This window comes from Vibrio toranzoniae, from assembly GCF_024347655.1.
Taxonomy (GTDB): domain Bacteria; phylum Pseudomonadota; class Gammaproteobacteria; order Enterobacterales; family Vibrionaceae; genus Vibrio; species Vibrio toranzoniae.
Genome location: NZ_AP025514.1, coordinates 1,022,731 through 1,049,177, shown reverse-complemented (window position 1 = coordinate 1,049,177; position 26,447 = coordinate 1,022,731). Strand labels below are relative to the sequence as shown.

The window sequence follows — 26,447 nt, the reverse complement described above, 5'->3', positions numbered from 1 at the left end:
CAAGTATTATTTTCCGGCAGCACCGGTTACCAAATGTGGCGTATGTGAGCTACGAGCGTTGTCAGTGGAAGAATAAGTTTCAACAAAACGATATCCAGCTTCTAACCCCAATTCGTAATCATGCAGTAAATCATCTTTATGACTCATTAATGAGCTCGATTTAAGCGTTTGACTAGGTGCTATCTGAACCACAAAAGTATCATCGGGAGGTGAGTTAAGGAAGTTCTGAGTCAGCGAGTAAGTCTGGTAATGAACCATCAACATATCAGCTAATCCTGAATCAAATTTATCACCAATCAAATGACTTAAACGATAGATATCATCAGCACCAAATAACCATCGACCGCCATTTAGAAGGTCTAAATGTACCCTATCTCTCTTTTGTTCTTTTGAGCTCAAGATTTGTTGTTGAAAAAACGATGTCCAATCGGTTTTCCATTGGTCCACTTTTTGTTGCCAATGACCGTGAACGTTATTAAACGGACCGCGAAACCATTCAAGTTCTTCTAAAGATAGTAGCGCCTTATTTTTTACAGGTAAAATTGGCTTGCTATGGACCGGATTTAGTTCAAACGCAGGCTCAGTTCTAATTACGACGATAGAACGAGCATTGCGGCGCCAAGCTTCTTGTACAGGAATAGATGCTGACACACCACCATCCACATAAGAACCATTGCCAATACGTATTTCATCGTTATATAGGCGTGGAATGGCGCACGTGGCAACCATTACCTTGTACCAGTCTTCACTTAATACAGGAAAATAGTAATCTTGAAGATCTTTCGAATCGGTGACCGCGGCAAAGAGTTGACGATCACCCAACGTTTGTCTTCCCAAATCAAGGTCGAGCTTATATGGATAGGCCATGATTTTCTCTAAGGCCCACTCTAACCCCAACTTTTTTCGATGTCGTATATAAGAAAATAGGTTAAAGAACTCTGGAGAAGTAGTGAGTTCGAGGACAAAAGAACGACTTAAGCCTTTATTGCGACATAGGTAAGCGCATAAATTGAGAGCGCCAGCAGAAGTGCCAAAAAACTCATCGAAAGGGTCAAAGTTAGAGATCAGGAACGCATCCAGTACCCCTGAGGTGAAAATGCCTCTCTGCCCGCCCCCTTGAGCAACCAGTGCAGTTTTTCCAGCAATAAACTTAGCGTAGTAATCCAAATCTATTGCTGTATCAATATTGGTTATAATACCACTATTCATTTATTCCCTGAGTATAAAACCCGGCCTCTCCACAAATAGTATTAACTACCAATTGCGATAAAGCCGAATGAAAGAATGATTGTGTAAATTAACACTGTTATTTGTAGGGCGTTTTTCAGATTATGGTCCATAGACACCTCTGGCTTATTATTAATTTGTCGAGTCACTGTTTAATTATTATCAGGTGTGTGAAGTATCTTCAAGAATCGTCGAAATTAGTCGCACAATATTGATGTAACCATCACAATTAGTAAGTGTATGGATAAGGATATACTCATGAATAACAAAGCAAATATGATGGCGCTTATTGCGCTTTTCTCCGTATCGAGTGTGTATGCTTCGCCGGAGATCATCATTACCCCGATGGTGGGTTATACCGGTGGTGGTAGTGTCGAAGACCAGGATGGTAAAACCTACGACATGAAACCGTCTGAAAACTACACCTTTGCGATTGAAACGCCACTTGATAAAGGTCGCATCGGCTTTTTCTATTCTAACCAGAGCTCAGAGCTAGAAAAACTCAACCTAAGCTCCTCAATTCAATACCTACACTTTCAAAGCAGTATTTACTACCCTGCTTCTCCGGTGTTGTCTGGGTACCTAGGTTTGGGGATTGGTGCATCTTACGTGGATGTAGACTGGGCGAAAGATAAATTTGGATTCTCAACCTCTATCTTTGGTGGCTTAGAGTACAAATTTAGTGACCGCTTAGCACTTAACACTCAAGTGCGTTGGCTAGGTACTGTGGTCGACAACGACACGTCTGGAGTTTGTAACGTACCCAGCACGGGGCAAGACTGTATTATCCGATTTGATACCGATTGGATGAACCAATTCCAAGCCAATGTCGGACTGAGCTTTACTTTCTAAACCAAACCGTTTTAAGCCACGCTTTCTAGGCTACTCAGTTCGCATGAGGCATAAAGACCTAACAAAACAAAAAAGCCAACTTCATGCGATGCTGGCTTTTTTACTATAAAAACAGTTTAAGTTCACTTTAGAACTTATAGGTGACACCCAGAGCACCGCCGACTTGCAACTCGACGCCTTTGTACATGTCTAGCTCAGGATGAACTTGTGCGTAAGCATTCCAACCTTCGTAAAAATTAACTTTCACTCCTAACGGTACTCTTAAACCAAAATCGTCATTCCATTCAGCCCAAGCACCTGCACCTACGTACCAATTTAACGGAACTTCCGTTTTAAACTGACCACGTTTCCAAATGTAGTCGAATGCCGCGCCGTCGTTACCAACGGTTGCACGGTACTTCTGATCAAACTCAACAACGACACTCAGGTCTTGGTCAATGGCGAGACCAACTTCTAAATCTGGAGCTTCAGAAGCATGAGCAAACGAGGCTCCGCTGCAGCACATAAGGCCGAACAAGTAACGATGTTTCATAATATTCTCAGAATGTGTTTAAAAACGGTAGATTACTTAAATCAAAACGGATGTTGTCATCATAAAGTTAAAGATAAGAGGTACCCAAAGCGGGTAATCGAGCATCAGAACATCGAGCTGAACGATAACCGATTGAGTGGAAAAGAATAAGTGCAGGAAGAGCTTTCATAAGGCGGAAAACAAAAAAGGAGGCCTCTCGGCCTCCTTTTAATTTATTGAATCAGTGAATTAACCGTTGTTACGGATCCACTCATCCATGTCTGTCTTAAGATTGTCAGACTTAGTACCGAAGATAGCTTGAACGCCACCAGAAACTACAACAACACCTGCAGCGCCTAGTTTCTTCAGTTTGTCTTGGTCAACAACTGCTGTATCAGCAACTGCAACACGTAGACGAGTAATACAAGCGTCAAGACCCGTGATGTTCGCTTTACCACCGAAGGCAGCAACTAGCTCACCAGCAAGTTCAGAACCAGTCGCAACTGACTCTTCTTCAGACTCGTCTTCACGACCTGGAGTTTTAAGGTCTAGAGCTTTAATCACGGTGCGGAATACAATGTAGTAAACAACCGCATAAACAAGGCCAAGCCCAACAAGAAGAAGCATATTCTCAGCGCGTGGAGATTGAACGACAAAATCAATGAAACCGTTTGAGAATGTGTGGCCGTGAACAACACCTAGTGCGTTAGTTAGCATGTATGCAACACCAGCAAGTACAGCGTGGATAGCATAAAGCACTGGAGCAACAAATAGGAATGCAAATTCAATCGGTTCTGTGATACCAGTAAGGAATGAAGTTAACGCAGCAGAAGCCATGATACCCATTACTTTAGCGCGGTTTTCAGGTTTTGCTGCATGTGCAATTGCAACTGCAGCAGCAGGAAGACCGAACATTTTGAATAAGTAACCACCAGCTAGTTGACCGAAACCATTACCAGCAGCGCGAGATGCGTCATCAGCAGTAAGGAAACAAGTCATGATACCATTTACCTGCTCACCAGCGTTGTTCACACAAGAACCCGCTTCGTAGAAGAATGGTACGTTCCAGATATGGTGAAGACCAAAAGGAATAAGAGAACGTTCGATTACACCGTAGATACCAAATGCCATTACTGGGTTTTGGTTTGCAGCCCAATCAGAGAATGTCGCAATTGCGCCACCGATTGGAGGCCAAATTACAGAAAGAACTAAACCTAGAGCGATAGATACAAAACCAGTAACGATTGGCACTGCACGCTTACCAGCGAAGAAGCCTAGGTATTCTGGAAGTTGAATACGGTAGAACTTGTTGAAAGCCCAACCTGCAACACCACCAGCAAGGATACCACCAAGTACACCAGTCTCAATGCCATCAACACCCATTACCGTTGCCATTACTTTTAATGTAGCAACCATAATGCCGTAACCAACAACAGCGGCAAGGCCTGCTACACCGTCATTGTTTGTAAAACCAAGTGCAGTACCAACAGCAAATAGCAGAGCCATTTGACCAAAGACTGAACCACCCGCTTGTTCCATTAAGTGAGAAAGCACTTCTGGAAGAAAACTAAAGTTTGCTGCGCCGACACCTAGCAAAATACCCGCAACCGGAAGAACTGATACTGGTAGCATCAGAGCCTTACCGACTTTTTGCAAGTTGGCAAAAAGGTTCTTAAACATGTTTATGCTCCTGATAAAGATAAAATAATTATATGGGTTCTAACGGCACACCCCCGTAGCCTATATGTTAGCACCCCGCGAAAATGTAACCATGTATTGCATTATATTTTCTGCCGCTAAATATATATTGATGGGTAACTAACTTTCTAGTCACTTACGAAATTTAGTTTCAAAACACGTCTTGGATCACATGTCAAATCTAGAAATGAAATGCTTTTCAACTATACAAGCAATTGAAATATAAGAATTTATTTTAACACCCCTATTATTTTACTAAGTGAATAAAATAAAGGTAAATGTTATTTTTAGTAACAAAATTACAAATACTATAAATAACGCTCTCAAGTTCAACATAATTAGTAAACATTAAAAAAAAACGCACTTTTGGTGATCAAAAACACAAAAAGGGAGCTTTTGCTCCCTTTTATTTACTGACCTAGTTTTTTATCGCAAAAAAAGTTTCTGGTAATTTTTGGTTGTTTGTTCAGCAACCTCTTTCATCGATAAACCTTTCAACTGCGCAATATAGGCAGCCACTTCTACGACATATGCGGGCTGATTCTGTTTGCCACGATATGGAATGGGTGCCAAGTATGGAGAATCCGTCTCGATCAGTAACCTGTCTAGTGGTAGGTTCTTAACAACTTCTTTAAGTTCTGTAGCCTGCTTAAAGGTCACAATACCTGAAATTGAGATATAGAAGCCTAACTCCATTGCCGCTTCAGCGAACGCTTGATCTTCGGTAAAGCAGTGAATCACACCACCACACTTCTCTGCGCCACCATCACGTAAAATAGCAAGAGTATCTTCACGCGCGTTACGTGTATGGATGATCAAAGGCTTATTAAGCTCTACGGCCAACGCAACATGCTGTTTAAATCTCAGCTGTTGTAACTCAGCCGTCTCAGGTTGATAGTGGTAATCTAGGCCTGTCTCACCAATCGCTACTACTTTTGGGTTGCTCGCGTATTCACGCATTCTCTCGAAACAGAAATCACTCTCTACATCGAGAGGATGAACGCCACAAGAGGCTTTAACGTTATCAAACGGCGAGATCATCTCGAGCATATTTTCAAACGAGTCCAGTGTCACACCAACAGACAACAGCTGGTCTACATTTGCTGCCTTCGCCTTGTTCACAACGTCTTCTACACTTGTGTGTAAATCTTGATAATCCAGTTTGTCTAAATGACAGTGGGAATCTACGAACATGTTTCCTCGCAAGTGGCTATCAGCCAATTCATTATGAGTAGCTCCATATTGAGCCCAGGGTGTTGCTTTAACTGCTCAATCAATATAAGCAGTTTATTCGATGCAGCGTAAGCACTTTGGTAAGACATCACTTCAACCAGTGCTTTCGCGCTAGGTGTCACGGCTTGATTGACCAAGCCAAAGTGAAGCTTCTGTACATCCGACAGTAGATGCCATAGCCAACCCAATTGAATCAAAGGATCTTTGCTAAGCTCTGTAGAGAACTTTAACATGTCAGGTTGAATTCCCTTGATGACATTTACAAAGCCATCGAGCACTTTTGTTGAGGCTTCAACGCCACCTTGCTCAAACATCGCTTTTGCTTTTAAAGGTGCATTGCCATTAAGAGCTAAAATATACTGCGGAACCGCTTTACCGACTTCACCATCTAACCACGCCGATCCTACCTCCAATTGTGGGCTAACAACATTAAACTGTTGGCAACGGCTTAAGATGGTAGGCATTAAACGATTACTACTACGCGTTGAAAGAATAAAAATACAATTACTCGAAGGTTCTTCTAATGTTTTCAAAAGCGCGTTCGACGCAGATTCGTTCATTGATTCAGCGGGATTAAGCAAGATGACTCGTAAACCACCCAACTGAGAAGACTCTTGGGCCCAGCGGTTACTCGCACGCACTTGGTCAACTGTTATCGACTTACCTTCTTTCTCAGGCGCAATCACGTGGAAATCAGGATGACTTCCCGATTTCATCAGTTCACAACTATGACAAAACCCGCAAGACTCACTTTCGTAGTTAGTACACATTAATGCCGCGGTAAGCTGTTCAATCAACGCATCAACGCCAAGCCCTTCTGGTGAATTAACAATCACCGAATTAGGAAAACGCTCAGCATCGAGACTTTTTTTCCACTCACTCCATACGGGAGTGAGCCAAGAATACACTTCAGCCATGACCACCTACTGTTTGTCGAGCCAAGCACTAAGCGCTTGTTTAATATCGTCAGCCACTTGCTCTATCTCTTGTTGTGCATTAATAACAAGAACCGTTTCGTCTTGCGCTGCAATCTCTAGGTAACGCTCACGAGTACGGTCGAAGAATGAGATATCCATCTTTTCGATTCTATCTAGCTCACCACGACCTCGAGCACGCTCAAGTCCTACTCGAGGGTCTAAGTCCAAGTATAAGGTGAGATCTGGCTTAAAGCCGCCCAGCGTGGTTGCTTTCAGTGATTCCATAGTAGTGCGTGCTATCTGACGACCACCACCTTGGTAAGCCTGAGAAGACATATCGTGGCGATCACCCAATACCCATTGACCACTGTCGAGTGCTGGCTTGATAACGTTCTCTACTAATTGAACGCGTGCTGCGTACATCAGCAGTAATTCAGTCATATCTTGAAGCTTCTCGCCTTCGTGTTCTTCTTTCACTAATGAACGCATTTTTTCAGCTAAGACTGTTCCACCCGGCTCCCGAGTATTAACAATGTCTTCGACACCAGATGCTTTTAATGTTTCAACGATGGCTTTAATTGCTGTACTTTTACCTGCGCCTTCAAGGCCTTCAACCACGATAAATTTCGACTGATTCATAATTTTTCTTTATTTATTTTTTCTTAATTGTTTTAAGTAAGCTCGCACGGCACGGTTATGCTCTGTCAAACTCTTTGAAAATACGTGACCACCCGTTCCACTCGCAACAAAATACAGGTAGTTGCTCTTCTCTGGATTCAGAGCTGCATGAATAGATGCTTGGCCCGCCATGGCGATAGGCGTTGGTGGCAAACCACTCATTGTATAAGTGTTGTACGGCGTTGGAGTCCGTAAATCTTTCTTACGAATATTACCTTTGTAGCTATCGCCCATACCGTAAATAACCGTAGGATCTGTTTGTAGACGCATACGCTTGTTCAAACGGTTAATAAAAACAGAAGAAACACGCTCACGCTCCGAAGCAACAGCGGTCTCTTTCTCAATGATAGACGCAAGAATCAAAGCTTCATAAGGTGACTTAAGAGGCAGTTTTTCGGCTCTGTTTTCCCACTCGTCATTCACCACGTTCATGAGGTCGCGATGAGCACGCTTCAGCAAATCTAAATCGGTCGTACCGTAGGTATAATGATAAGTCTCCGCTAAGAAAAGGCCTTCTAGCTTTTCATTTTCAACGCCCAGCTTTTCAGCAATCTCTTTTTCAGAAACACCACCTAGCGTCTGTTGAATGAATTCATTGTCTTTTAGCTGCACAAGCCATTCATCAAAGCGACTGCCTTCAACGAAGGTAATCGTGAATTGGTGCTCTTTACCCTCAACAAGCACTTGTAGCGCCTGCTCTAGAGTCAACCCCGGTTCTAGCAGAAATGTACCCGCTTTTACGTCAACCAGCTCAGGATGTAACTTACGGATTAATTTCTCGTAAGGAGAAGCCTCAAATAGCCCCTCATTTATCAACTGTGCCAGAACACGATTAAAGCTGCTGCCTGAAGCAACGGTTACGACCTGTGGTTTTCCTAATTGGATGACTTGTTTCAGGTTATCTTGCGCTTGGTTATAAACATAAAACCCAGCAGCGCCCGCTGCGATTAGGCACAAGATAGTAAAAATAAATAACTTTTTGATCACGAGTTTAGTTGTCCTTGAAGGCTACGAGTAACGGTTCCAATGTTAAATTGGGTTTCACTAATACGGGTAACGGGGGCAATCCCTAAAATGGAGTTGGTCATGAAAACCTCATCAGCTTTCATGAGTTGAGATAAGCAGTAGTCACTCATAGTAACGGAAAGTGCAGCTTGATTCAGCGCGGTTAACACTTGCTTACGCATAACACCAGCGACGCCACTTTGCGTTAGTTGAGGTGTGTGAATCGTCTGCCCTTTCCGCCAAAACAGGTTAGCCACGGTGGTTTCAATGACATTGCCAGAGATATCAAGCACCACACCATCGACTTCATTAGCTTGATCCATTTCATCTTTCATCAAGATCTGCTCGAGGCGATTATTGTGTTTATGTCCAGCAAGCAGTGGGCTCAAACCCAACGCTTGTTGGCAGACACCGAGTTCAACACCAGAGTCTTGCCACGTTGAGTAATGGCTTGGGAAATCAAACGTACTAATGGTGACCGTAGGTTTAGCGATATTCTTCGCGCTATAGCCCCTGCCACCAGAGCCGCGACTAACGTGCAGCTTTATCCCTGCTTTGTCCCTATGAGACTTGTTTGTATTATGGAGGTTCTTTGTTCCATGGGTACCGTTGTGTTGGATGTATTGAAGTGCACTATTGATCCAAACATTAACCACATCCCAATCAAGAGTAGAAATGCGTAACACTTTCAGGCATTCATCGACACGACGTTGATGATCGTGAAAATGTTGAATTTGACCACCTAGGACAAGCATTGTCGTAAAACAGCCGTCTCCGTACTGAAACGAGCGATCCAAAATATCGATAGTTTGCTGGCTTTGTCCATCAACCCAAAACATGTTTTTCCCCATAAAAAGAAACGGCTCAATGCTAAAGCATCAAGCCGTTTAAAAACAAGTCTAATTGTGACTATCTACGAGTGTTTATGTCTTTAATAAGATGATTAAATCTTTTTGAAGATCAAACAGCCGTTTGTACCACCAAACCCGAATGAGTTACATGCAGCATATTCCATGCCGCTCACTTTACGCGCAGTGTGAGGTACTAAGTCAATATCTAAACCTTCTTCAGGATCATCTAGGTTTATTGTTGGTGGAACAATTTGATCAATTAGAGACATCGCTGTGATGATAGCTTCAGCAGAGCCTGCAGCACCTAAAAGGTGGCCTGTCATTGATTTCGTAGAAGAAACCAAGACTTGCTTACTACCTGCTTCGCCTAAAGCACGCTTGATGCCCTTCACTTCCGCTACGTCACCGGCAGGAGTCGAGGTACCGTGAGCATTTACATAACCGATTTGTTCACCAGTAATGCCTGCATCACGCATAGCCGCTTCCATTGCTAGTGCACCACCAGAGCCATCTTCACTTGGAGATGTCATGTGGTAAGCGTCACCCGACATACCGAAGCCAACTAGCTCACAGTAAATCTTAGCACCACGAGCTTTCGCATGTTCGTACTCTTCAAGAACCATCATGCCAGCACCGTCACCAAGAACGAAGCCATCACGGCCTTTGTCCCACGGACGAGAAGCTTTTTGAGGCTCATCGTTACGAGTAGACAGTGCTTTAGCCGCACCAAAACCGCCCATACCTAACGGTGTCGACGCTTTTTCAGCACCACCTGCTAGCATTGCGTCAGCATCGCCGTATGCAATCATACGAGCCGCGTGACCAATGTTATGTAGGCCAGTCGTACATGCAGTAGAGATCGCGATGTTTGGACCGCGTAGGCCACGCATGATAGACATGTGACCTGCAATCATATTCACGATCGTCGACGGAACGAAAAACGGACTGATTTTACGAGGGCCTTTTTCAGTGAGAGCTTGGTGACCGGCTTCGATCAAACCAAGACCACCAATACCAGAACCGATTGCAACGCCAACACGTGGAGCGTTTTCTTCAGTAATAGTTAGGGCTGAATCATCTAAAGCTTGAATACCTGCTGCGACGCCGTACTGGATGAACAAGTCCATCTTACGAGCATCTTTTTTAGTCATATACTCTTCGCAGTTAAAGTCTTTAACTAGACCTGCAAAACGAGTTGAGAAATTGGTTGCATCAAAATGGTCGATATTAACGATACCACTTTGACCAGCGAGCAGGGCTTTCCAAGAAGATTCTACAGTGTTGCCTACCGGTGACAACATACCCATGCCAGTGACAACTACACGACGCTTGGACACGATTTTACACTCCGGAGATTGAGGTGATTTAAGATGAGGATAGATGAGTTAGATAAAACACAGGCGGTCGAGGTGACCGCCTGGGAGAGATTATTACTGAGCGCTAGTTACGTAATCGATAGCTGCTTGAACAGTAGTAATTTTCTCAGCTTCTTCATCTGGGATTTCAGTGTCGAATTCTTCTTCTAAAGCCATTACTAGCTCAACTGTGTCTAGAGAATCTGCACCTAGGTCATCAACGAAAGAAGCTTCGTTTTTAACTTCAGCTTCGTCTACACCTAGCTGTTCAACAATGATTTTCTTTACGCGTTCTTCGAGGTTGCTCATTTTTTCTTTTCCTTTACAGAGTTCGCTTTATGCGATGTTTTCCGTAGTTTATTCAATCTATTGAAAGTTGCAAGGTCAACTTTTCTGGTCAAACCACAATTTTCACGATTTTAACCGAAATTACGTATGATCTTGACTTAAATCATGCACAAATGTTGCACATAATTTACACCATGTACATACCGCCATTGACGTGAAGTGTTTCACCTGTGATATAAGCTGCCGCAGGTGACGCCAAAAATACCACAGCTTCAGCGATTTCGCGAGGGTCACCTAGTCGACCTGCTGGTACATTCGCCAAAGTTGCTGCACGTTGGTCATCATTTAGCGCTTTAGTCATATCCGTTTCGATGAAACCAGGAGCAACAGTATTCACTGTAACGCCACGAGATGCGACTTCACGAGCCATTGATTTAGTAAAACCAATTACGCCAGCTTTAGCCGCGGCGTAATTAGCTTGACCAGCGTTACCCATAGTACCTACTACAGAACCAACGTTAACGATACGGCCTTGACGCTTCTTCATCATGCCACGCAATACAGCTTTAGACATGCGGAAGATAGGCGTTAGGTTAGTATCGATGATGTCATTCCATTCATCGTCTTTCATACGCATAAGAAGGTTATCACGAGTAATACCTGCGTTGTTAACGAGAATATCAATCGCACCGAATTCATCGTTGATGGTTTTCAGTGTAGCAGCAATTGAGTCAACATCAGTAACATTAAGAGCAAGACCTTTACCGTTCTCACCAAGGTACTCGCTGATTGCAGCAGCGCCGCCTTCAGAAGTAGCCGTACCGATAACTTTAGCACCACGCTCAACTAAAAGTTCAGCGATTGCACGACCGATACCACGGCTTGCGCCTGTAACGAGTGCAACTTTGCCTTCTAAATTCATCATAACTTCTCTATTAAGTGGTTAATTACTTAGCAGCTTCTAGTGATGCAGTATCATTAACTGCAGCAGCTGTCATAGTTTTTACGATTCGTTTTGTTAGACCAGTAAGAACTTTACCTGGGCCTAATTCTAGTAGCTTCTCAACGCCTTGCTCGTTCATTGCTTGTACGCCTTCAGTCCAACGAACTGGGTTGTATAGCTGACGAACAAGTGCATCTTTGATTTTTGCAGGGTCTGTTTCAGCAATAACATCAACGTTATTGATAACAGGCAGTGCAGGCGCATTGAATTCTAGAGCTTCTAGAGCAACCGCTAGCTTGTCTGCTGCAGGTTTCATCAGTGCACAGTGAGACGGCACAGAAACAGGTAAAGGAAGTGCACGCTTAGCGCCCGCTTCTTTACATAGTGCACCAGCACGCTCTACTGCTGCTTTGTTACCTGCGATAACAACTTGGCCAGGAGAGTTAAAGTTAACTGGCGACACAACTTCGTCTTGCGCAGCGTCTTCACACGCTTTAGCAATCGCTTCATCATCTAGACCGATGATTGCGTACATTGCGCCAACACCCGCAGGAACGGCTTCTTGCATCAGTTGACCACGTAGTTCAACCAGCTTGATCGCTTCTTTAAAGTCGATAACGCCAGCACATACGAGTGCAGAGTATTCGCCTAGGCTGTGGCCTGCTAGGTTTACAGGTTGCTCTAAACCAAGCTCTTGCCATACACGCCAAATTGCAACAGACGCTGTTAGTAGAGCCGGTTGAGTACGGAAAGTTTCATTTAGATTTTCTACTGGACCATCTTGGACCAATGCCCATAGATCGTAACCAAGTGCTTCTGAAGCTTCAGAAAATGTCTGTTTAACAACATCATACTGTTCGCCCAGGTCAGCAAGCATACCAATAGCTTGAGAGCCTTGGCCTGGGAATACGATAGCAAACTTGCTCATTGTAATTTTCCTTTAAGCAAAGCAAAAATTGAATAAGGCACATTAGTTATGTGCCTTTTTGTTGATTATCGCTTGGGGTTAGAATTTAACTAACGCAGAACCCCAAGTGAAGCCGCCGCCAAATGCTTCAAGCAAAAGCGTTTGGCCACGTTTAATTCGCCCATCGCGAACAGCCTCATCTAGGGCCGTTGGCACGGTAGCTGCTGACGTGTTGCCGTGCTTATCAAGAGTAATCACTACTTGATCAAGCGACATCGTCAGCTTTTTAGCGGTTGCTGAGATAATACGGTAATTCGCTTGGTGTGGAACTAACCAATCAAGCTCTGACTTATCCATATTATTCGCCGCTAATGTGTCTTTAACTAGCTTAGAAAGCTGAGTTACCGCCACTTTGAATACTTCGTTGCCCGCCATGTGCAGCCATTTGTCTGCATCACCGCCACGCTCTGGTACTTCTAAACTTAGAAGCTCACCGTATTTACCATCAGAGTAAATGTGAGTAGACAAAATACCTGGCTCTTCGCTTGCGCCTGCAACCACCGCGCCTGCTGCATCACCGAATAGGATGATGGTAGAGCGGTCAGTCGGATCACAGGTTTTTGACAGTGCATCCGCACCAATTACCAAAACGTTCTTGCACATGCCAGTCTTGATATGTTGATCAGCAACAGACAATGCATAGACAAAGCCAGAGCATGCCGCAGCCAAATCAAACGCAGGGCAGCCTTTAATACCAAGCTTACCTTGTACCTGACATGCCGAAGACGGGAATGTGTGGCTACTGCTGGTTGTCGCAACGATGATTAAATCAATATCTTCTTTGTCGATACCCGCCATATCAATGGCATTCTCAGCAGCGTAGAACGCCATATCCGCAACGGTTTCATTTTCCGCTGAAATACGACGCTCTTTAATACCTGTTCTAGCAACGATCCACTCATCGCTAGTCTCTACCATTTTCTCTAAGTCTGCGTTAGTACGCACCTGAGATGGCAAGTAGCTGCCAGTACCTAAAATTTTGCTATACATGAAGACTAATAATGCCTCTCGAGTAAAACCGCTTCCAAACGATCGCTAATGCGGCTGGGGACTTGTCGTTTGACCTCGTGTACTGCTTCACCAATCGCGTTGACGACTGCAGACACATCAGCACTTCCATGACTTTTAATGACAATGCCGCGCAATCCTAACAAACTTGCGCCGTTATACTGGTCGGGGTTCAAGGTTTTTAATTCAGTAAATAGCTCAGAAAACAGCATTCTGGCAATCCAACCCTTTATTGTTGAAGCCATCATGCGCGTTTTTAGCTTATCAATAAAGAGCTGAGCCGTACCTTCGCACGTTTTTAAGCAGACATTGCCCACAAAACCATCACATACGACGACATCAGCAGAATCTTGAAGTAATTGATTACCTTCAATATAGCCTATGAAGTTCACGGATTGAGTATTAGCCAACATTTCGGCGCATCGTTTTACAAGGTCGTTGCCTTTAATTTCTTCTGCACCAATATTCAAAATAGCGACGCGTGGCGCGCGACCTAAATGTTGTTCTGCTAATGCACTGCCCATGACAGCAAACTGAAACAGTGAATCCGCATCACTAGATACGTTCGCTCCTAAGTCAAGCATCCAGGTCCGGTTACCAGAGGCAGTAGGCAGAGCGGAAACCAATGCAGGCCTATCAATACCGGGCAGAAGTTTGAGTCGAAAACGAGACAAAGCCATCAGTGCGCCAGTGTTACCACCACTCACACAAGCATCAGCCTGTGATTCGGCAACCAGATCGATAGCGGCACGCATAGAACTGCCCTGACTATTACGTAAGGCTAGTGAAGGTTTTTCAGAATTGGAAATAACTCGGTCACAATGCTGGATACTCAAGCGAGAATCAGGCATTCGACCTAATGAAGATAATTGAGATGTGATCGCGTTTCGATCACCTATGAGAATGACTTTTAGCTCTGGGAAATACGACAGTGCCTGCACGGCGGCAGGCACTGTTACACGAGGACCGAAGTCCCCGCCCATTGCATCAAGCGCAACGGTTAGATTTTGCAAAGGTCAACCTTACTTGTTGATAACCTTTTTGCCGCGGTAGAAACCTTCGGCAGTCACGTTGTGACGTAGGTGAGTTTCACCTGAAGTTGCGTCTACAGAAAGTGCAGCTGTAGTTAGTGCATCGTGTGAACGACGCATGCCACGCATTGAACGTGATTTCTTGCTCTTTTGTACGGCCATTGACCCTACTCCTATGTAAATTCTTAAAGAAGCTGTTACTTCTTCAAGCTTTTTAAAACATCAAATGGATTCGGCTTTTTATCTTCCTCAATTTCTTCAGGAAGTTCGCCAAATACCAAATTATTTGAGTTAACGCTACATTTCGCATCGTCGTGCATTGCTATTTGTGGCAATCCAAGGATGAACTCGTCTTCAACTAATTGAATCAGGTCTAACTCACCGTACTCGTTCAGATCTACCAAATCGTACTCTTCCGGTGCTTCCTCTTCACTTTTCTCACTGTAAACAGGAGTATAAGTAAATTGGACATCGCACTCATGTGCGAAAACCTCATTACAACGTTGACACTCTAAATCGACTTCGACGTTAGCTTTACCAGAGATAACGACTAATCGTTGTTCATCAAGCCCAAATGACATTGAGACTTGCGCGTCACGTTTTACGCCTTCAGTTGCTTCAGTTAAACGCTTTAAAAGACTGACTTGAATGATGCCATTCATATCCAGTCGTTTTTGAGCCGTTCTTGCCGGATCAACTGTACGCGGTATTTTTTCCTTTTGCATAGGGCGCGAATCTTATCTTCCAAATCATGTTTAGTCAAAGGAAATGGCAAAAAAAATGTACTTTCCTGCCTTTCCTATTCAGAGCATTATGAATAGCAGGACAAGTTACGTTATCCTGAGATAAATGCTTCCTTGAATTGTAAATTAAAATGAGAAATTACCAACTAGTTTTAGCCTCTACATCACCATTTAGGCAAGAGATCCTCAAAAAACTACAGTTAAGCTTCATTACTGCTAAACCAGACTGCGATGAAACGCCGCTTTCAAATGAGACACCTCAACAGTTAGTTATGCGCCTTGCCGAGACAAAAGCTAAGTCCTGCGTGGTAGAACAACCAAGCTTAGTGATTGGTTCTGATCAGGTCTGTGTGATTGATGGAGAGATCATTGGTAAGCCACACACTCGTGAAAAAGCAATTGAGCAGTTATCTCGTCAAAGCGGTAAAAGCATCACTTTCTATACTGGTCTTTCGGTTTGGAACAGCGAGACCAACAAAGCTGACACGCGTCTCGACACCTTCATCGTGCATTTCCGTGATTTAACCAAGCAACAGATCATCTCTTACGTTGAGAAAGAACAGCCTTATTACTGCGCGGGCAGTTTTATGTGTGAAGGGTTAGGTATTGCTTTGTTCAAGCAAATGGAAGGCAAAGATCCGAACACGCTTATTGGTTTGCCTCTTATCGACTTAGTCGATATGCTTGAGGCACAAGGGATGAGCGTGCTTTAACGGGTATCAACCACCTCGACTGGAAGCTCCCTACTCCTTCCTTCGTCAGTTGAAAGACTAGCGAGTTGGGGAGAGCTTTTGCAACAGCACAAACAAAAAAGGTTGACGATATTCGTCAACCTTTATCATTATCAGATAACTAATACTAAACCCTGAAAGAGTGCTCTCCTTTCATATCTCATATTTTCTTAGAGCTTACGCAAACCAGTCAGTGCTTTTTCCAATCTCACTTCCATTGGCGCTGAAATATCCATCTTTTCCTCACTACCTGGGTGAATGAACTTAATGTTTGCTGCGTGTAAGAACAAACGATCCAGACCAACCTTACCCGTGTAAGCATCAAAGCGACGATCACCGTAACGATCATCCCAAGCAATTGGGTGGCCAGTATATTGAGTATGCACACGGATTTGGTGTGTACGCCCCGTAATTGGACTTGCTTGAACTAACGTCGCATCTTTGAATTTCTCTAACACCCTAAAACGCGTCTCAGATGCCTTACCATTCGGGTTCACACGAACAATGCTGTTCACTTCATTTTTCAACAAGGGTGCGTTCACAACCTTACAGCTGTTCTTCCATTCGCCCATCACTAAAGCGAAGTAATATTTTTGAACTGTTTTTTCACGGAACTGTGCTTGAAGGTGTCTTAGCGCCGAACGCTTCTTAGCAATTAGCAAGATACCAGACGTATCTCTATCAATACGGTGCACTAATTCGAGAAAACGAGCATCAGGGCGAAGGGCACGTAATGCTTCAATTGCGCCAAACTTAAGCCCACTGCCACCATGGACCGCTGTACCCGACGGTTTATTAAGAATCAGCATGTGGTCATCTTCATAGATGATGCACTGTTCTAATTCTGAAACCTTGTTGAGTTTCGTGCTTGGCACGTTCTCTTCCGTTTTCTCTTCAATCGTTACAGGTGGAATACGAACTAAATCACCCGCTTTTAGTTTGTACTCTGCCTTGATGCGTTTTTTATTTACGCGGACTTCGCCTTTACGAACGATTCGGTAAATCATGCTTTTCGGGATGTTTTTTAATTGGTTGCGTAAGAAATTATCAATACGCTGACCAGCCATATCTTCGTCAATGTCGACAAATTGGACTTGGGTTCTAATTTCGCTCATCTGGATATTGTATCACTGTCACTTTTGATTATTGAGATTTTCTTAAGCCTATTCCAAACTTATTTATCCAGATTACCTACCGTTCACTCCTCAAATAGTGGTCAAAGTTTGATATTTCTTTGATTCTTCGAACAAAAAAGCACCAGGATTCGTGCAAATTGAAATATCAGTAGATAAATTATTTATAGACAGTGAGTTAGAGCTATCAAAACCCAAACAAAAACTGTTTTTTTTACCGCATTACTACAAAGCAGATTGCTGTGTTTACCGACCACTGCTATAGTTCACAGCTGCTATCAATGGTTTGATTAATATTTAAACAGCTAACCATTCATAAGCAAGTAAATGAGTAGATAACTCAGATTAGACAGTGCTGCAACCGGCGTAAGACACGGTCAACTGAGCTCCTTATCGCTCTACTCACGTAAACTCATGTTGAGTATTCACCGCCACATCGCGGATCATAGGCTAACTCCCTATGATGACTGACGTGCCCCAGAGCATCCCTCTCCAGCCGGGAGGCTGCACCGATAAAGCCATGGGATCTGGCACCATGAGAAACGAAATAAAGCGATAAGAACAATGATGAAAATAAGAAAAGACAATGAGAATTTCTAAATGAAAAGAATGTTAATTAACGCAACTCAAAAAGAAGAGTTGCGTGTCGCTTTGGTTGATGGCCAGCGACTGTTCGATCTCGATATCGAAAGTCCAGGTCACGAGTCAAAAAAAGCGAATATCTACAAAGGACGTATTACCCGTATTGAGCCAAGCCTAGAAGCGGCATTTGTTGATTACGGCGCAGAACGTCACGGTTTCCTCCCTCTTAAAGAAATTGCCCGCGAATACTTCCCTGAAGGTTATACATATCAAGGCCGTCCTAGCATTAAAGAAGTGCTAAAAGAAGGCCAAGAAGTAATCGTACAAGTAGAGAAAGAAGAACGTGGTAGCAAAGGTGCTGCACTGACAACTTTCATCTCTTTGGCAGGTAGTTACTTAGTTCTTATGCCTAATAACCCTCGTGCTGGCGGTATTTCTCGTCGTATCGAAGGTGATGAACGCACTCAACTGAAAGCAGCATTAAGCACTCTTGAACTTCCTCAAGGTATGGGTTTAATCGTGCGTACAGCTGGTGTTGGCAAAAGTGCGGAAGAGTTAGAGTGGGATCTTAATGTGCTATTGAATCACTGGGGCGCTATCAAGCAAGCTTCTGATTCAAATGCAGCTCCTTTCCTAATCCACCAAGAAAGTAACGTTATTGTTCGCGCGATTCGTGACTACCTACGTCGTGATATTGGCGAGATTCTAATCGATAGCAATACAATTTTTGAACGTGCACAAGCGCACATTCAATTAATACGCCCAGATTTCATGAATCGCGTTAAGAAATACGATGGTGAAGTTCCACTATTCAGCCATTACCAGATTGAAAGCCAGATCGAATCTGCTTTCCAACGTGAAGTTCGCCTTCCATCTGGTGGTTCTATCGTAATCGACCCAACAGAAGCTCTAACTTCTATCGATATTAACTCTGCTCGTGCAACAAAGGGCGGCGATATCGAAGAAACAGCGCTAAACACTAACCTAGAAGCGGCCGATGAAATTGCACGTCAATTACGTCTACGTGACCTAGGTGGTCTTGTTGTAATCGACTTTATCGATATGACTCCGGTTCGCCACCAACGCGAAGTAGAAAGCCGTCTACGTGATGCCGTTCGTTTAGATCGCGCACGTGTTCAGATTGGTCGTATTTCTCGCTTTGGTCTTCTAGAGATGTCTCGCCAACGTTTGAGCCCATCACTAGCAGAAGCAAGCCACCACATTTGTCCTCGTTGTACAGGTACTGGTGTTGTTCGTGATAACGAATCTCTAGCACTGTCTGTTCTACGTCTGATTGAAGAAGAAGCGCTAAAAGACAACACTGCGCAAGTTCTTGCTGTAGTCCCTGTTCCTATCGCTTCTTACCTATTGAACGAGAAACGTCGCTCAGTAAATCACATCGAGAAGAACCAAGAAGTTAAGATCACTGTTGTACCTAACTCTGACATGGAAACACCGCATTTTGAGGTTATCCGTGTACGTGAAGGTGAAGAGTTTGATCTACTGTCTTACCTACTGCCTAACAAGCTAGAAGCTCTAAAAGAAGCGGAAAGCAAAGAACCAGCAGAACAGACTGTTCGTCCTAAAAAACTTGAAGAGCCAGCTCTGAAAGGTTTTGCAGCTCCAGCTCAATCAGCACCATCTCCATCTTCGGATCCAGCACCTAAAGCGGTAGAGAAGAAGAAAGCTGAGCCGGCAACGACTCAAGAGCCAGGCCTGATTGGTCGTTTCTTCAAAGCTATCGGTAGTTTCCTCTTTAGCTCTGCAGATCAAGAAGAGAAGCAAGAAGCACAAGAAGAGAAAAAAGAAGAAGAAAAACCTAAAAACAATCGAAACAACGGCAATCGTCAGCGCCGTGATCGTAACGATAACCGTCGTCGTAACCAACGTGGTGAACGTAGCGAGCGCGGTGACAATCGTAACGAAAACCGTGACAACAAACGTCGTCGTAAGCCAGCTCGTGACGAGAAGCCTGAAGAGCAGAAAGAAGCAGCTCCACAGCAAAATCGTCAGCCTCGTAAGCCTAAGCAAGATCGTCGTAACAAACCACGCGATGAGCATAAGCAACGCGATGAGCAAGCGCCATCTAAATTAGCAGAAGAAGGTCTACAGCTAGCGGCAGAAGCTCAAGCTGATAAACCAGAAGCGCCTAAGGCTAAGCCTGAAGCAAAAGCAGCTAAGATTAAAGAACGTCGTCAGCGTCGTAAACTGAACAAACAAGTTCGTGTTAAAGACCAACAAGCTCAAGCTGAAGCGACAGAAAACGCTTCAAAAGAACAAGCTGTTGCAAAAGAGCAATCTGTTTCGAAAGAGCAATCAGTCGTTCAAGAGCAAAAAGTTGCAGAGCAAGTAGAAGCAACTCAAGCAAATGCTGAGCAAACTGAACAGGAAGAACCGAAGCAACGTCGTAACCGTCGTTCTCCACGTCACCTACGTGCAAGTGGTCAACGTCGTCGTCGCGGTCGTGATCGTCGCCCTAACCCATTCCGCCTACGTAAAGGTGGTGTAGCTTCTCCAGAGATGGCTATGGGTAAAGTGATGCCTCGCTTCATTCCAAAACCTCACCACAAACAGGCAAAACCTGAAGTGGCTGAAGTTCAAGTGGCTGTTGAAGAGCAAACATCTATTCAAGAACAGCATGCCGCTCTAGAAACTGCATCACAAAGCAACGCAGCAATGGCAGGCGGCTTTGCATGCCCTGAACTGGCTATGGGCAAAGTGATTATCCGTCGCGAAGAAGCTGCTGTTGAAGCTCAAGTAGCTGAGACTCCTGCTGTAGTTGAAGAAGCTCCAGTTGTTGAAGCACAAAAAGTTGAAACGCTTAAAGCTGAAAGTGTGGAAGTTGAACAAGCTCCGGTTGAAACTGTGAAAGCAGAAGAAGTCGTAGTTGAAGCACCAGTTGTTGAAACTGCTGTCGTTGAACCAACAAAAGCAGTTGAAGCGCCTAAAGCTGAAAGTGTGAAAGTTGAAGAAGCTCCTGTGGTAGAAGCACCAGCTTCAGAAGCAACACCAAAAGTGGCAGCTGCTAAGAAACAAGCGGGTTCGCCAATGACTAAAGCTCCTGGTCCTCAAGAGATCAAAGAGATTGAAGTTGTTGCTGCTCCATTCCGTACTGAGCGCTTTGTACCGAAAGGTGCAGGCAGTCAGGTAGCGTCGAACAAAGCTGGCGCAGGCATGACTAAGCCACACTACTAGCGTTTACTGCTAAGTAATCACTAGAAAATCGAATCAAAGGCTGCTTATTAAAGCAGCCTTTTTCATATCTTCTAATTGAATAAAAATTAATAGATATATTACTCAAAGTTAGGTTCAACCTTGAACTTAATCACATTTTTGGGTAGCATTCGCGCACTTATCTTTTCGACACTTCGCTATTGCCGCTCTTTTCCATCACTGTTTGGCTACGCAATACACTCGTGTCGGGTACATCCATCTTAAGCATAGCTGAGCAAACATGTTCGAATTCCCACAATTTTCAAAGCACTCTGTAAAGAATGATGTGCTTTCAGGTCTTACAGTAGCCCTAGCTCTGGTACCTGAAGCCGTAGCATTCGCCTTTGTTGCAGGCGTTGACCCAATGGTTGGTCTATACGCTGCATTCATCGTAGGTTTAATTACTTCTGTCTTCGGCGGTCGTCCAGGTATGATTTCTGGTGCAACTGGCGCAATGGCTGTTGTAATGGTGAGCCTAGTAGCAACCCATGGCGTTCAATACCTATTTGCGGCAGTTATGCTAGCCGGCCTTCTGCAAATTGCAGCGGGTGTATTTAAGCTAGGTAAATTCATCCGTATCGTTCCGCACCCAGTAATGATTGGTTTCGTGAACGGCTTAGCGATCGTTATCTTCCTAGCGCAGCTTGGACAATTTAAGGCACCAGACGTAACAGGTGCACTAACTTGGTTACCAAGTGGTCAAATGACACTGATGTTAGGCCTTGTTGCACTGACTATGGCTATCATCCACTTTCTACCTAAACTAACAACAGCGGTACCATCGTCATTGGTTGCTATTGTGACGGTAACCGCTTTGGTTGTTGGCCTTGACCTAGAAACTCGTACTGTTGTTGATTTCTTACGCACTATGTCTGGTGACGAAGCAGCAACACTAGCGGGCTCTCTACCAACATTCTCGATTCCAGCAGTACCGTTTAGCCTAGAAACGCTATACATCATCCTACCATACGCCGTGATTCTTGCTGCGATTGGTCTAATTGAATCACTACTGACGCTAACCGTACTAGACGAAATGACAAACACTCGTGGTCAATCTAACCGTGAATGTGTTGGTCAAGGTATGGCTAACGTGACGTGTTCAGTATTTGGCGCGATGGGTGGTTGTGCGATGATCGGTCAATCGATGATCAACGTAAACTCAGGTGGTCGTGGTCGTCTTTCTGGTATCGTTGCTGCCGTTGCACTACTGATGTTCATCCTATTCGGCTCTGCGCTTATCGAAATGATCCCTCTAGCAGCGCTAGTGGGTGTCATGTTTATGGTTGTTATCGGTACATTCGAATGGGCAACCTTCAAGCTTGCACGTCGCGTACCTAAGCAAGACTTCTTCGTTATCGTTCTTGTTACGGTTGTAACTGTAATGACGGATCTTGCGGTTGCTGTATTTGTGGGTGTTATTGCCTCAGCACTGATGTTTGCATGGCAACATGCTAAGCATATCTACGCAGACACATCGGTAAACGGCAAAGGCTCTAAAGAGTACAAAGTTAATGGCCCAATCTTCTTTGGTTCAACGGCTAACTTCCTTGAGTTATTTGACGCATACAACGATCCACAAGATGTTATCGTTGATTTCGCAAACTCACGCGTTACTGACCACTCTGCTATTGAAGCGATTGATACGATTGCTGAGCGTTACGCAGCACAAGGTAAAACGCTTCACCTTCGCCACCTAAGCCAAGACTGCGTCACTATGCTACACAAAGCAGGTAGCTTGGTTGAAGCAAACGTTGCAGAAGACCCAATCTACAAAGTAATGTCTAAGTAATCTTAGCCATAGCTTAAAGCTAGATTTAAGAAGGCCGACATTGAATTGAATGCCGGCCTTTTTTATATCTGTGAGTTACTGTTCACTCAGATGCTGAACATAACTTCGACATTAAATCGAACGCAGAATCGCTTCACTGGACTCTTCAATTAAATCCAAAACCAACTCAAAACCATTCCCTTCGCCATAATACGGATCGGGTACCTCTTGATACTGCGACTCGCCAAAACTCAAAAACAGCGCAATCTTGTATTGCAGATGAGCCGGACACTGGCTCATTAAGTCATCTAAATTCGCCTTATCAGCCGCGAGTATTAGATCAAACTCTTCAAAGTCATTCATCATGACTTTGCGTGACGTAATACCTTCGAAACTGTAGCCTCGCTTCTCGCCTGCCGCTTTGGAGCGTGAGTCTGGCGGGTTTCCTTGATGAAAACCAATCGTCCCCGCAGAGTCGACCGCAACATCAATATTAAGCTGTTGTGCTCTCTTTCTGAGTACCGCCTCACCAGTTGGCGAGCGACAAATATTCCCCATGCAAACCACGAGTATCTTTTTCATCCGTAATCACCTGTTCTTCCGATGGTTTTTGCTATCGTTAAGTTAGGCTATGATAGGCGTAATCACAACTTAAAAGGATTTGTTATGTCGACCGAAGACAACAAAGAACAACGCCATAAAGCAAGACAACAAAAAGTAAAAGAACAAGTCGATGCACGTGTCGCTGCAGCACAAGAAGTTAAAGGCCTATTATTGGTGATCACTGGCAACGGTAAAGGCAAGTCAACATCAGGCTTCGGCACCATTACTCGCGCAGTGGGTCACGGTAAGAAGTGTGCCGTTGCTCAGTTTGTTAAAGGCACTTGGGATAACGGCGAAAAGAACGTTCTGCAAAAACTCGATGTAGAGTTCCAAGTCATGGGCACCGGTTTTACGTGGGAAACTCAAAACAAAGCTCAAGATATTGAAGCCGCACAGCGCGTATGGAAAGAGTGTCAACGCATGCTGGCTGACGAGTCGATTGATGTAATTCTGTTTGATGAGTTAACCTACATGGTAAGTTATGGCTACATCGAACTGGATGAAGTGGTTGAAGCGTTGAATAACCGTCCGAAGATGCAGTCTGTAATCATTACAGGCCGTGGTGCTCACCGTACTCTAACAGAGATGGCAGATACGGTATCTGAAGTTCGTAACGTGAAGCACGCTTTCGAATCTGGAGTTAAAGCGCTACAAGGCGTCGACTGGTAATCGCATTCAACCGTCATCCTCGACTCGGTCATTCGCCCCTCTCGAGGATGACGGTTGTCCTCAATTATCTAGGAGTGACAACCACACTGTCGTCACTTCCTAGGACTAGAGACGAGTGTCACAGGAAGTCTCTTGATTATTGCCAACGCGAGAACAAAAAAGCGCCATTCCTACAACAGGAATGACGCTTTATTCGTTTTCAAATGAGATAAAGATTAGTTAAACAAACCTTTCAACAAACCATCTACCGCTTCTTTGGTTTTTTTATCTTTAATCTTATCTGTTAGCTTTTCTACACCACGGTCAACTTCTTTTTGTGCTTTTTGTTTCAGTACATCATCAAAAACAAGCGCGAATTTCGGATCAGCCCACTGGCCAGTCACCTTTATTGGGATAGTGACATCTTTCAGATCATCAATACTCTTACCGCCCTGACCTTCAAGCGAACCCACTATCGATGTACGAACGAGAAAGTCGACCGTTTCATTAATGAAGTTCGCTTTACCTTGGCCAGTAACGCGCAGTAGTGGCGACTGTGCCGACAAGTCGTTCGTTGAAACCCAACCTTTGTCGACCTTCAGCGTCGCTTTCATTGCACTGAAATCCGTTTTCTGAGCCTCTCCTTTGCTTTCGACTTTTTCGCCTTTGATCTTAGCGTAGTTTTCTCGAATCAGTTGAGCAACGTTGATGCCATTTACCGCACCATCTTCAAAATTAATCACGATTGTGCCAACTAAGTTTTTCTTAATACCAGTCGGAGTCAGGCTTTTACCTTTAACGTTAACATCAATATTACCGGTACCTTCCAGCATATCGTTGTTCGCAACGTCCACCAGTAAAGGCTGAACCTTCACGCCTTTAATTTTCTTGTTAGCCGTGTAAGTCGCCGGTGTTTTACGTGCGTCTAACTTAGCTGTCGCAGAAATAGAGCCTTGGTAAAGGTTTGATGTGAATGAGGTTAGCTCTGCGATACCACGGTTAACCGAAAATGCTGTTTTAACATTCTGCATTTTCGCATTGCTCGCCTTGAACTTATCAATCGTGATATCACCTTTCACGTCTAACGTTTTCAACGCAGACAGATCAGGTTCCACTTCTTTCGCAGGCGCTGATCTACCTGGTTTTGGAGTTGAACCAGCAGCAGAACCAGAAGGAGCCGTGCTCTCCGTTTCTGGCGTATTACCTAAGCCCAAGAACTCATCAAGGTCGATGTTCGGGCTATGAAGAGAGAAACGAATCTTTGGAACTTCAGACAGGGTTACGTCTGCTTTACCGTCTAACGCGATAGCGTTAGCTTGTAGCTTCTCTAACACGAAGCTCAAATGACTCTTAGTTAGGTCAAAGCTCAAATCAGACAACATATCGACTTTCATTGGTGACTGAGGAAGCGTGTCACCTTTGAATGTTGAGTCTAGCGTTAGCTTATTCAGTGCCACTGTTGAAATCGCGCTATCGACGGTTAGTTCACCGCTACCTTTCAGGTCGAGATCAAGACCAGCCGCTTTACCTACCACCGCGTAAGTCAGTTGGCTTACCTTATCGAACTCAAATGTATCTAAACCAATTTTTGCGGAGTCAATTGATGTAGCAGGGTCATTAAACTTGGCGTTTAGATCAATATTGCGTAGCGCGTAACTAGCGAAGCCTTCCGCTAGTTTAAATTCAGCACTGCCATTTGCAGAGAATTTCTGTTGGTTATTTTCGCCAGAAGCGGCAAAAGTTGCGGTTGTCCATGTATCTACGGCGAACTCAGACAAATTCAAAGATACATCGTATAACTTAGTGAATGAACCGGCTTGCTTGTCGTCCATTTCAAACAGTGCGTTTGAGATGGTGACACCTGCAAGATTGATCGTCCAATTAGAAGCTTCAGCCGCACTTTTTTCTTGAGGTACTGAGGCTGACTCAGCCGTTGTATCTGCTACCGGCTCTGACTCTTGAGGTGCTGCCGCTTGTGTTAGTGCATCGATATTCTTACGGCCATCTTTAAGCGTTTCCAAATAGAACTCTGCGCCGTCTAGAGTAATGTTGCCAATCTCTAATTGATTGCTAAATAACGGAGTAACCGAAACATCAACGCCAACGGTATCAACCTTAAATAAGTTCGGTTGGGTAAACCCTTCAGGATTACGTAATTCAGTTTGACCAAGTTCAAAGCCAATCGATGGGAAAAATTGCCAGCTGATATCGCCCTCGATCACTAGCTCTAGGCCGGTGTGTTTCTGGGCTTGTTCGACAATTAATGGCTTAAATTGGTTAGGATTCACTAACAACACTAGTGCCAGAACTGCTGCAATGACAACAAATACTGGTACGGCTACGAAAATGAGTAGTTTCTTCATCCGCATATTCCTTGCTTAGATTCCAAAAAGAAAGTGGCACTATAAAAGTGCCACTGATTCGGTAAAAAATAAAGCTAAGTGAGTCACTTAGGCTAAAGT

The 26,447-nt window shown here is 44.2% G+C and carries 25 protein-coding genes; 5 read left to right on the top strand and 20 right to left on the bottom strand.

The features are described from left to right. Positions 1 to 6 precede the first annotated feature (6 nt). Both OCU50_RS04710 and cydH read right to left on the bottom strand, forming a co-directional pair. The gene (locus OCU50_RS04710) at positions 7 to 1,209 is read right to left on the bottom strand and encodes a patatin-like phospholipase family protein (RefSeq protein ID WP_060467369.1); all 1,203 of its coding nucleotides are present in this window, start codon (positions 1,207 to 1,209) and stop codon (positions 7 to 9) included. A gap of 41 nt (positions 1,210 to 1,250) precedes the next feature. Further along, positions 1,251 to 1,340, bottom strand: a complete 90-nt coding sequence (cydH, locus tag OCU50_RS20745; RefSeq protein ID WP_099049783.1) for a cytochrome bd-I oxidase subunit CydH — start codon at positions 1,338 to 1,340, stop codon at positions 1,251 to 1,253. A gap of 145 nt (positions 1,341 to 1,485) precedes the next feature. On the opposite strand from cydH, the gene OCU50_RS04705 reads away from it, so the two are divergent. Further along, complete coding sequence (locus OCU50_RS04705) at positions 1,486 to 2,079, top strand: outer membrane protein (RefSeq protein ID WP_060467368.1); 594 nt, start codon at positions 1,486 to 1,488, stop codon at positions 2,077 to 2,079. A gap of 127 nt (positions 2,080 to 2,206) precedes the next feature. Here OCU50_RS04705 and OCU50_RS04700 read toward each other — a convergent pair whose 3' ends face one another. The 15 genes from OCU50_RS04700 to yceD form a co-directional block, all read right to left on the bottom strand. Continuing rightward, positions 2,207 to 2,611, bottom strand: a complete 405-nt coding sequence (locus tag OCU50_RS04700; RefSeq protein WP_060467367.1) for a hypothetical protein — start codon at positions 2,609 to 2,611, stop codon at positions 2,207 to 2,209. A 228-nt stretch (positions 2,612 to 2,839) separates the two neighbouring features. Continuing rightward, positions 2,840 to 4,270 carry a PTS glucose transporter subunit IIBC gene (ptsG, locus tag OCU50_RS04695; RefSeq protein ID WP_017054993.1) on the bottom strand — a complete coding sequence of 477 codons (1,431 nt, stop codon included), beginning with the start codon at positions 4,268 to 4,270 and terminating at the stop codon, positions 2,840 to 2,842. A 444-nt stretch (positions 4,271 to 4,714) separates the two neighbouring features. After that, the gene (locus OCU50_RS04690) at positions 4,715 to 5,482 is read right to left on the bottom strand and encodes a TatD family hydrolase (RefSeq protein ID WP_060467366.1); all 768 of its coding nucleotides are present in this window, start codon (positions 5,480 to 5,482) and stop codon (positions 4,715 to 4,717) included. Continuing rightward, on the bottom strand, positions 5,473 to 6,438 hold the full coding sequence (locus tag OCU50_RS04685; protein ID WP_060467365.1) for a DNA polymerase III subunit delta': 966 nt from the start codon (positions 6,436 to 6,438) through the stop codon (positions 5,473 to 5,475). The genes OCU50_RS04690 and OCU50_RS04685 overlap by 10 nt, the downstream gene beginning before the upstream one ends. A gap of 6 nt (positions 6,439 to 6,444) precedes the next feature. Continuing rightward, entirely contained in the window at positions 6,445 to 7,077 is a 633-nt protein-coding gene (gene tmk / locus OCU50_RS04680) for a dTMP kinase (RefSeq protein WP_060467364.1), read from the bottom strand. 9 nt (positions 7,078 to 7,086) lie between these two features. Further along, complete coding sequence (gene mltG, locus OCU50_RS04675) at positions 7,087 to 8,103, bottom strand: endolytic transglycosylase MltG (protein WP_060467363.1); 1,017 nt, start codon at positions 8,101 to 8,103, stop codon at positions 7,087 to 7,089. Then, entirely contained in the window at positions 8,100 to 8,960 is an 861-nt protein-coding gene (gene pabC / locus OCU50_RS04670; RefSeq protein ID WP_060467362.1) for an aminodeoxychorismate lyase, read from the bottom strand. The genes mltG and pabC overlap by 4 nt, the downstream gene beginning before the upstream one ends. 104 nt (positions 8,961 to 9,064) lie before the next feature. Beyond that, on the bottom strand, positions 9,065 to 10,309 hold the full coding sequence (fabF, locus tag OCU50_RS04665; protein ID WP_060467361.1) for a beta-ketoacyl-ACP synthase II: 1,245 nt from the start codon (positions 10,307 to 10,309) through the stop codon (positions 9,065 to 9,067). A 93-nt stretch (positions 10,310 to 10,402) separates the two neighbouring features. Next, entirely contained in the window at positions 10,403 to 10,636 is a 234-nt protein-coding gene (gene acpP / locus OCU50_RS04660) for an acyl carrier protein (protein ID WP_004737381.1), read from the bottom strand. A 166-nt stretch (positions 10,637 to 10,802) separates the two neighbouring features. Continuing rightward, the gene (gene fabG, locus OCU50_RS04655; protein WP_026084209.1) at positions 10,803 to 11,537 is read right to left on the bottom strand and encodes a 3-oxoacyl-ACP reductase FabG; all 735 of its coding nucleotides are present in this window, start codon (positions 11,535 to 11,537) and stop codon (positions 10,803 to 10,805) included. A 25-nt stretch (positions 11,538 to 11,562) separates the two neighbouring features. After that, a complete protein-coding gene (gene fabD / locus OCU50_RS04650) occupies positions 11,563 to 12,486 on the bottom strand; it encodes an ACP S-malonyltransferase (protein ID WP_060467360.1) in 924 nt (307 codons plus the stop codon). Positions 12,487 to 12,564: 78 nt separating this feature from the next. Then, the gene (locus OCU50_RS04645; RefSeq protein WP_060467359.1) at positions 12,565 to 13,515 is read right to left on the bottom strand and encodes a beta-ketoacyl-ACP synthase III; all 951 of its coding nucleotides are present in this window, start codon (positions 13,513 to 13,515) and stop codon (positions 12,565 to 12,567) included. 5 nt (positions 13,516 to 13,520) lie between these two features. Further along, on the bottom strand, positions 13,521 to 14,546 hold the full coding sequence (gene plsX, locus OCU50_RS04640) for a phosphate acyltransferase PlsX (protein WP_060467358.1): 1,026 nt from the start codon (positions 14,544 to 14,546) through the stop codon (positions 13,521 to 13,523). A gap of 9 nt (positions 14,547 to 14,555) precedes the next feature. Further along, positions 14,556 to 14,726, bottom strand: coding sequence for a 50S ribosomal protein L32 (rpmF, locus tag OCU50_RS04635; RefSeq protein ID WP_004737376.1), 171 nt, complete (start codon positions 14,724 to 14,726; stop codon positions 14,556 to 14,558). A gap of 35 nt (positions 14,727 to 14,761) precedes the next feature. Next, the gene (yceD, locus tag OCU50_RS04630) at positions 14,762 to 15,289 is read right to left on the bottom strand and encodes a 23S rRNA accumulation protein YceD (RefSeq protein ID WP_050711771.1); all 528 of its coding nucleotides are present in this window, start codon (positions 15,287 to 15,289) and stop codon (positions 14,762 to 14,764) included. 149 nt (positions 15,290 to 15,438) lie between these two features. Between yceD and OCU50_RS04625 the strand changes: the two genes are divergently transcribed. Beyond that, positions 15,439 to 16,020: a Maf family protein gene (locus OCU50_RS04625; RefSeq protein ID WP_060467357.1), complete on the top strand. Its 582-nt coding sequence runs from the start codon at positions 15,439 to 15,441 to the stop codon at positions 16,018 to 16,020. A 188-nt stretch (positions 16,021 to 16,208) separates the two neighbouring features. On the opposite strand, the gene rluC is transcribed toward OCU50_RS04625, so the two are convergent. Then, entirely contained in the window at positions 16,209 to 17,153 is a 945-nt protein-coding gene (gene rluC / locus OCU50_RS04620) for a 23S rRNA pseudouridine(955/2504/2580) synthase RluC (protein WP_060467356.1), read from the bottom strand. A gap of 618 nt (positions 17,154 to 17,771) precedes the next feature. Here rluC and rne point away from each other — a divergent pair. Together rne and OCU50_RS04610 are read left to right on the top strand one after the other, a co-directional pair. Continuing rightward, on the top strand, positions 17,772 to 20,948 hold the full coding sequence (gene rne, locus OCU50_RS04615) for a ribonuclease E (protein ID WP_060467355.1): 3,177 nt from the start codon (positions 17,772 to 17,774) through the stop codon (positions 20,946 to 20,948). Positions 20,949 to 21,207: 259 nt separating this feature from the next. Further along, on the top strand, positions 21,208 to 22,755 hold the full coding sequence (locus OCU50_RS04610; protein WP_060467354.1) for a SulP family inorganic anion transporter: 1,548 nt from the start codon (positions 21,208 to 21,210) through the stop codon (positions 22,753 to 22,755). A 111-nt stretch (positions 22,756 to 22,866) separates the two neighbouring features. On the opposite strand, the gene OCU50_RS04605 is transcribed toward OCU50_RS04610, so the two are convergent. Beyond that, positions 22,867 to 23,316 (bottom strand): low molecular weight protein-tyrosine-phosphatase, encoded by a 450-nt coding sequence (locus OCU50_RS04605; RefSeq protein ID WP_060467353.1) that lies wholly within the window; start codon positions 23,314 to 23,316, stop codon positions 22,867 to 22,869. A gap of 84 nt (positions 23,317 to 23,400) precedes the next feature. On the opposite strand from OCU50_RS04605, the gene cobO reads away from it, so the two are divergent. After that, positions 23,401 to 24,006 (top strand): cob(I)yrinic acid a,c-diamide adenosyltransferase, encoded by a 606-nt coding sequence (cobO, locus tag OCU50_RS04600; RefSeq protein ID WP_017054977.1) that lies wholly within the window; start codon positions 23,401 to 23,403, stop codon positions 24,004 to 24,006. A 215-nt stretch (positions 24,007 to 24,221) separates the two neighbouring features. Here the strand turns inward: cobO and OCU50_RS04595 are convergent, their stop codons facing one another. Further along, positions 24,222 to 26,348 carry an AsmA family protein gene (locus OCU50_RS04595; protein WP_060467352.1) on the bottom strand — a complete coding sequence of 709 codons (2,127 nt, stop codon included), beginning with the start codon at positions 26,346 to 26,348 and terminating at the stop codon, positions 24,222 to 24,224. Between the last annotated feature and the right edge of the window lie 99 nt (positions 26,349 to 26,447).

What these genes read in the sequence shown, in the direction of transcription:
- rne (WP_060467355.1), top strand. Translation starts at nt 17,772, where the DNA reads ATGAAAAGAATGTTAATTAACGCAACTCAAAAAGAAGAGTTGCGTGTC.
- OCU50_RS04595 (WP_060467352.1), bottom strand. Translation starts at nt 26,348, where the DNA reads ATGAAGAAACTACTCATTTTCGTAGCCGTACCAGTATTTGTTGTCATT.
- OCU50_RS04685 (WP_060467365.1), bottom strand. Translation starts at nt 6,438, where the DNA reads ATGGCTGAAGTGTATTCTTGGCTCACTCCCGTATGGAGTGAGTGGAAA.
- cobO (WP_017054977.1), top strand. Translation starts at nt 23,401, where the DNA reads ATGTCGACCGAAGACAACAAAGAACAACGCCATAAAGCAAGACAACAA.
- cydH (WP_099049783.1), bottom strand. Translation starts at nt 1,340, where the DNA reads ATGGACCATAATCTGAAAAACGCCCTACAAATAACAGTGTTAATTTAC.
- OCU50_RS04645 (WP_060467359.1), bottom strand. Translation starts at nt 13,515, where the DNA reads ATGTATAGCAAAATTTTAGGTACTGGCAGCTACTTGCCATCTCAGGTG.
- OCU50_RS04690 (WP_060467366.1), bottom strand. Translation starts at nt 5,482, where the DNA reads ATGTTCGTAGATTCCCACTGTCATTTAGACAAACTGGATTATCAAGAT.
- tmk (WP_060467364.1), bottom strand. Translation starts at nt 7,077, where the DNA reads ATGAATCAGTCGAAATTTATCGTGGTTGAAGGCCTTGAAGGCGCAGGT.
- OCU50_RS04605 (WP_060467353.1), bottom strand. Translation starts at nt 23,316, where the DNA reads ATGAAAAAGATACTCGTGGTTTGCATGGGGAATATTTGTCGCTCGCCA.
- OCU50_RS04610 (WP_060467354.1), top strand. Translation starts at nt 21,208, where the DNA reads ATGTTCGAATTCCCACAATTTTCAAAGCACTCTGTAAAGAATGATGTG.
- OCU50_RS04710 (WP_060467369.1), bottom strand. Translation starts at nt 1,209, where the DNA reads ATGAATAGTGGTATTATAACCAATATTGATACAGCAATAGATTTGGAT.
- OCU50_RS04705 (WP_060467368.1), top strand. Translation starts at nt 1,486, where the DNA reads ATGAATAACAAAGCAAATATGATGGCGCTTATTGCGCTTTTCTCCGTA.
- rpmF (WP_004737376.1), bottom strand. Translation starts at nt 14,726, where the DNA reads ATGGCCGTACAAAAGAGCAAGAAATCACGTTCAATGCGTGGCATGCGT.
- acpP (WP_004737381.1), bottom strand. Translation starts at nt 10,636, where the DNA reads ATGAGCAACCTCGAAGAACGCGTAAAGAAAATCATTGTTGAACAGCTA.
- rluC (WP_060467356.1), bottom strand. Translation starts at nt 17,153, where the DNA reads ATGAGCGAAATTAGAACCCAAGTCCAATTTGTCGACATTGACGAAGAT.
- OCU50_RS04700 (WP_060467367.1), bottom strand. Translation starts at nt 2,611, where the DNA reads ATGAAACATCGTTACTTGTTCGGCCTTATGTGCTGCAGCGGAGCCTCG.
- ptsG (WP_017054993.1), bottom strand. Translation starts at nt 4,270, where the DNA reads ATGTTTAAGAACCTTTTTGCCAACTTGCAAAAAGTCGGTAAGGCTCTG.
- pabC (WP_060467362.1), bottom strand. Translation starts at nt 8,960, where the DNA reads ATGTTTTGGGTTGATGGACAAAGCCAGCAAACTATCGATATTTTGGAT.
- fabG (WP_026084209.1), bottom strand. Translation starts at nt 11,537, where the DNA reads ATGAATTTAGAAGGCAAAGTTGCACTCGTTACAGGCGCAAGCCGTGGT.
- yceD (WP_050711771.1), bottom strand. Translation starts at nt 15,289, where the DNA reads ATGCAAAAGGAAAAAATACCGCGTACAGTTGATCCGGCAAGAACGGCT.
- fabD (WP_060467360.1), bottom strand. Translation starts at nt 12,486, where the DNA reads ATGAGCAAGTTTGCTATCGTATTCCCAGGCCAAGGCTCTCAAGCTATT.
- OCU50_RS04625 (WP_060467357.1), top strand. Translation starts at nt 15,439, where the DNA reads ATGAGAAATTACCAACTAGTTTTAGCCTCTACATCACCATTTAGGCAA.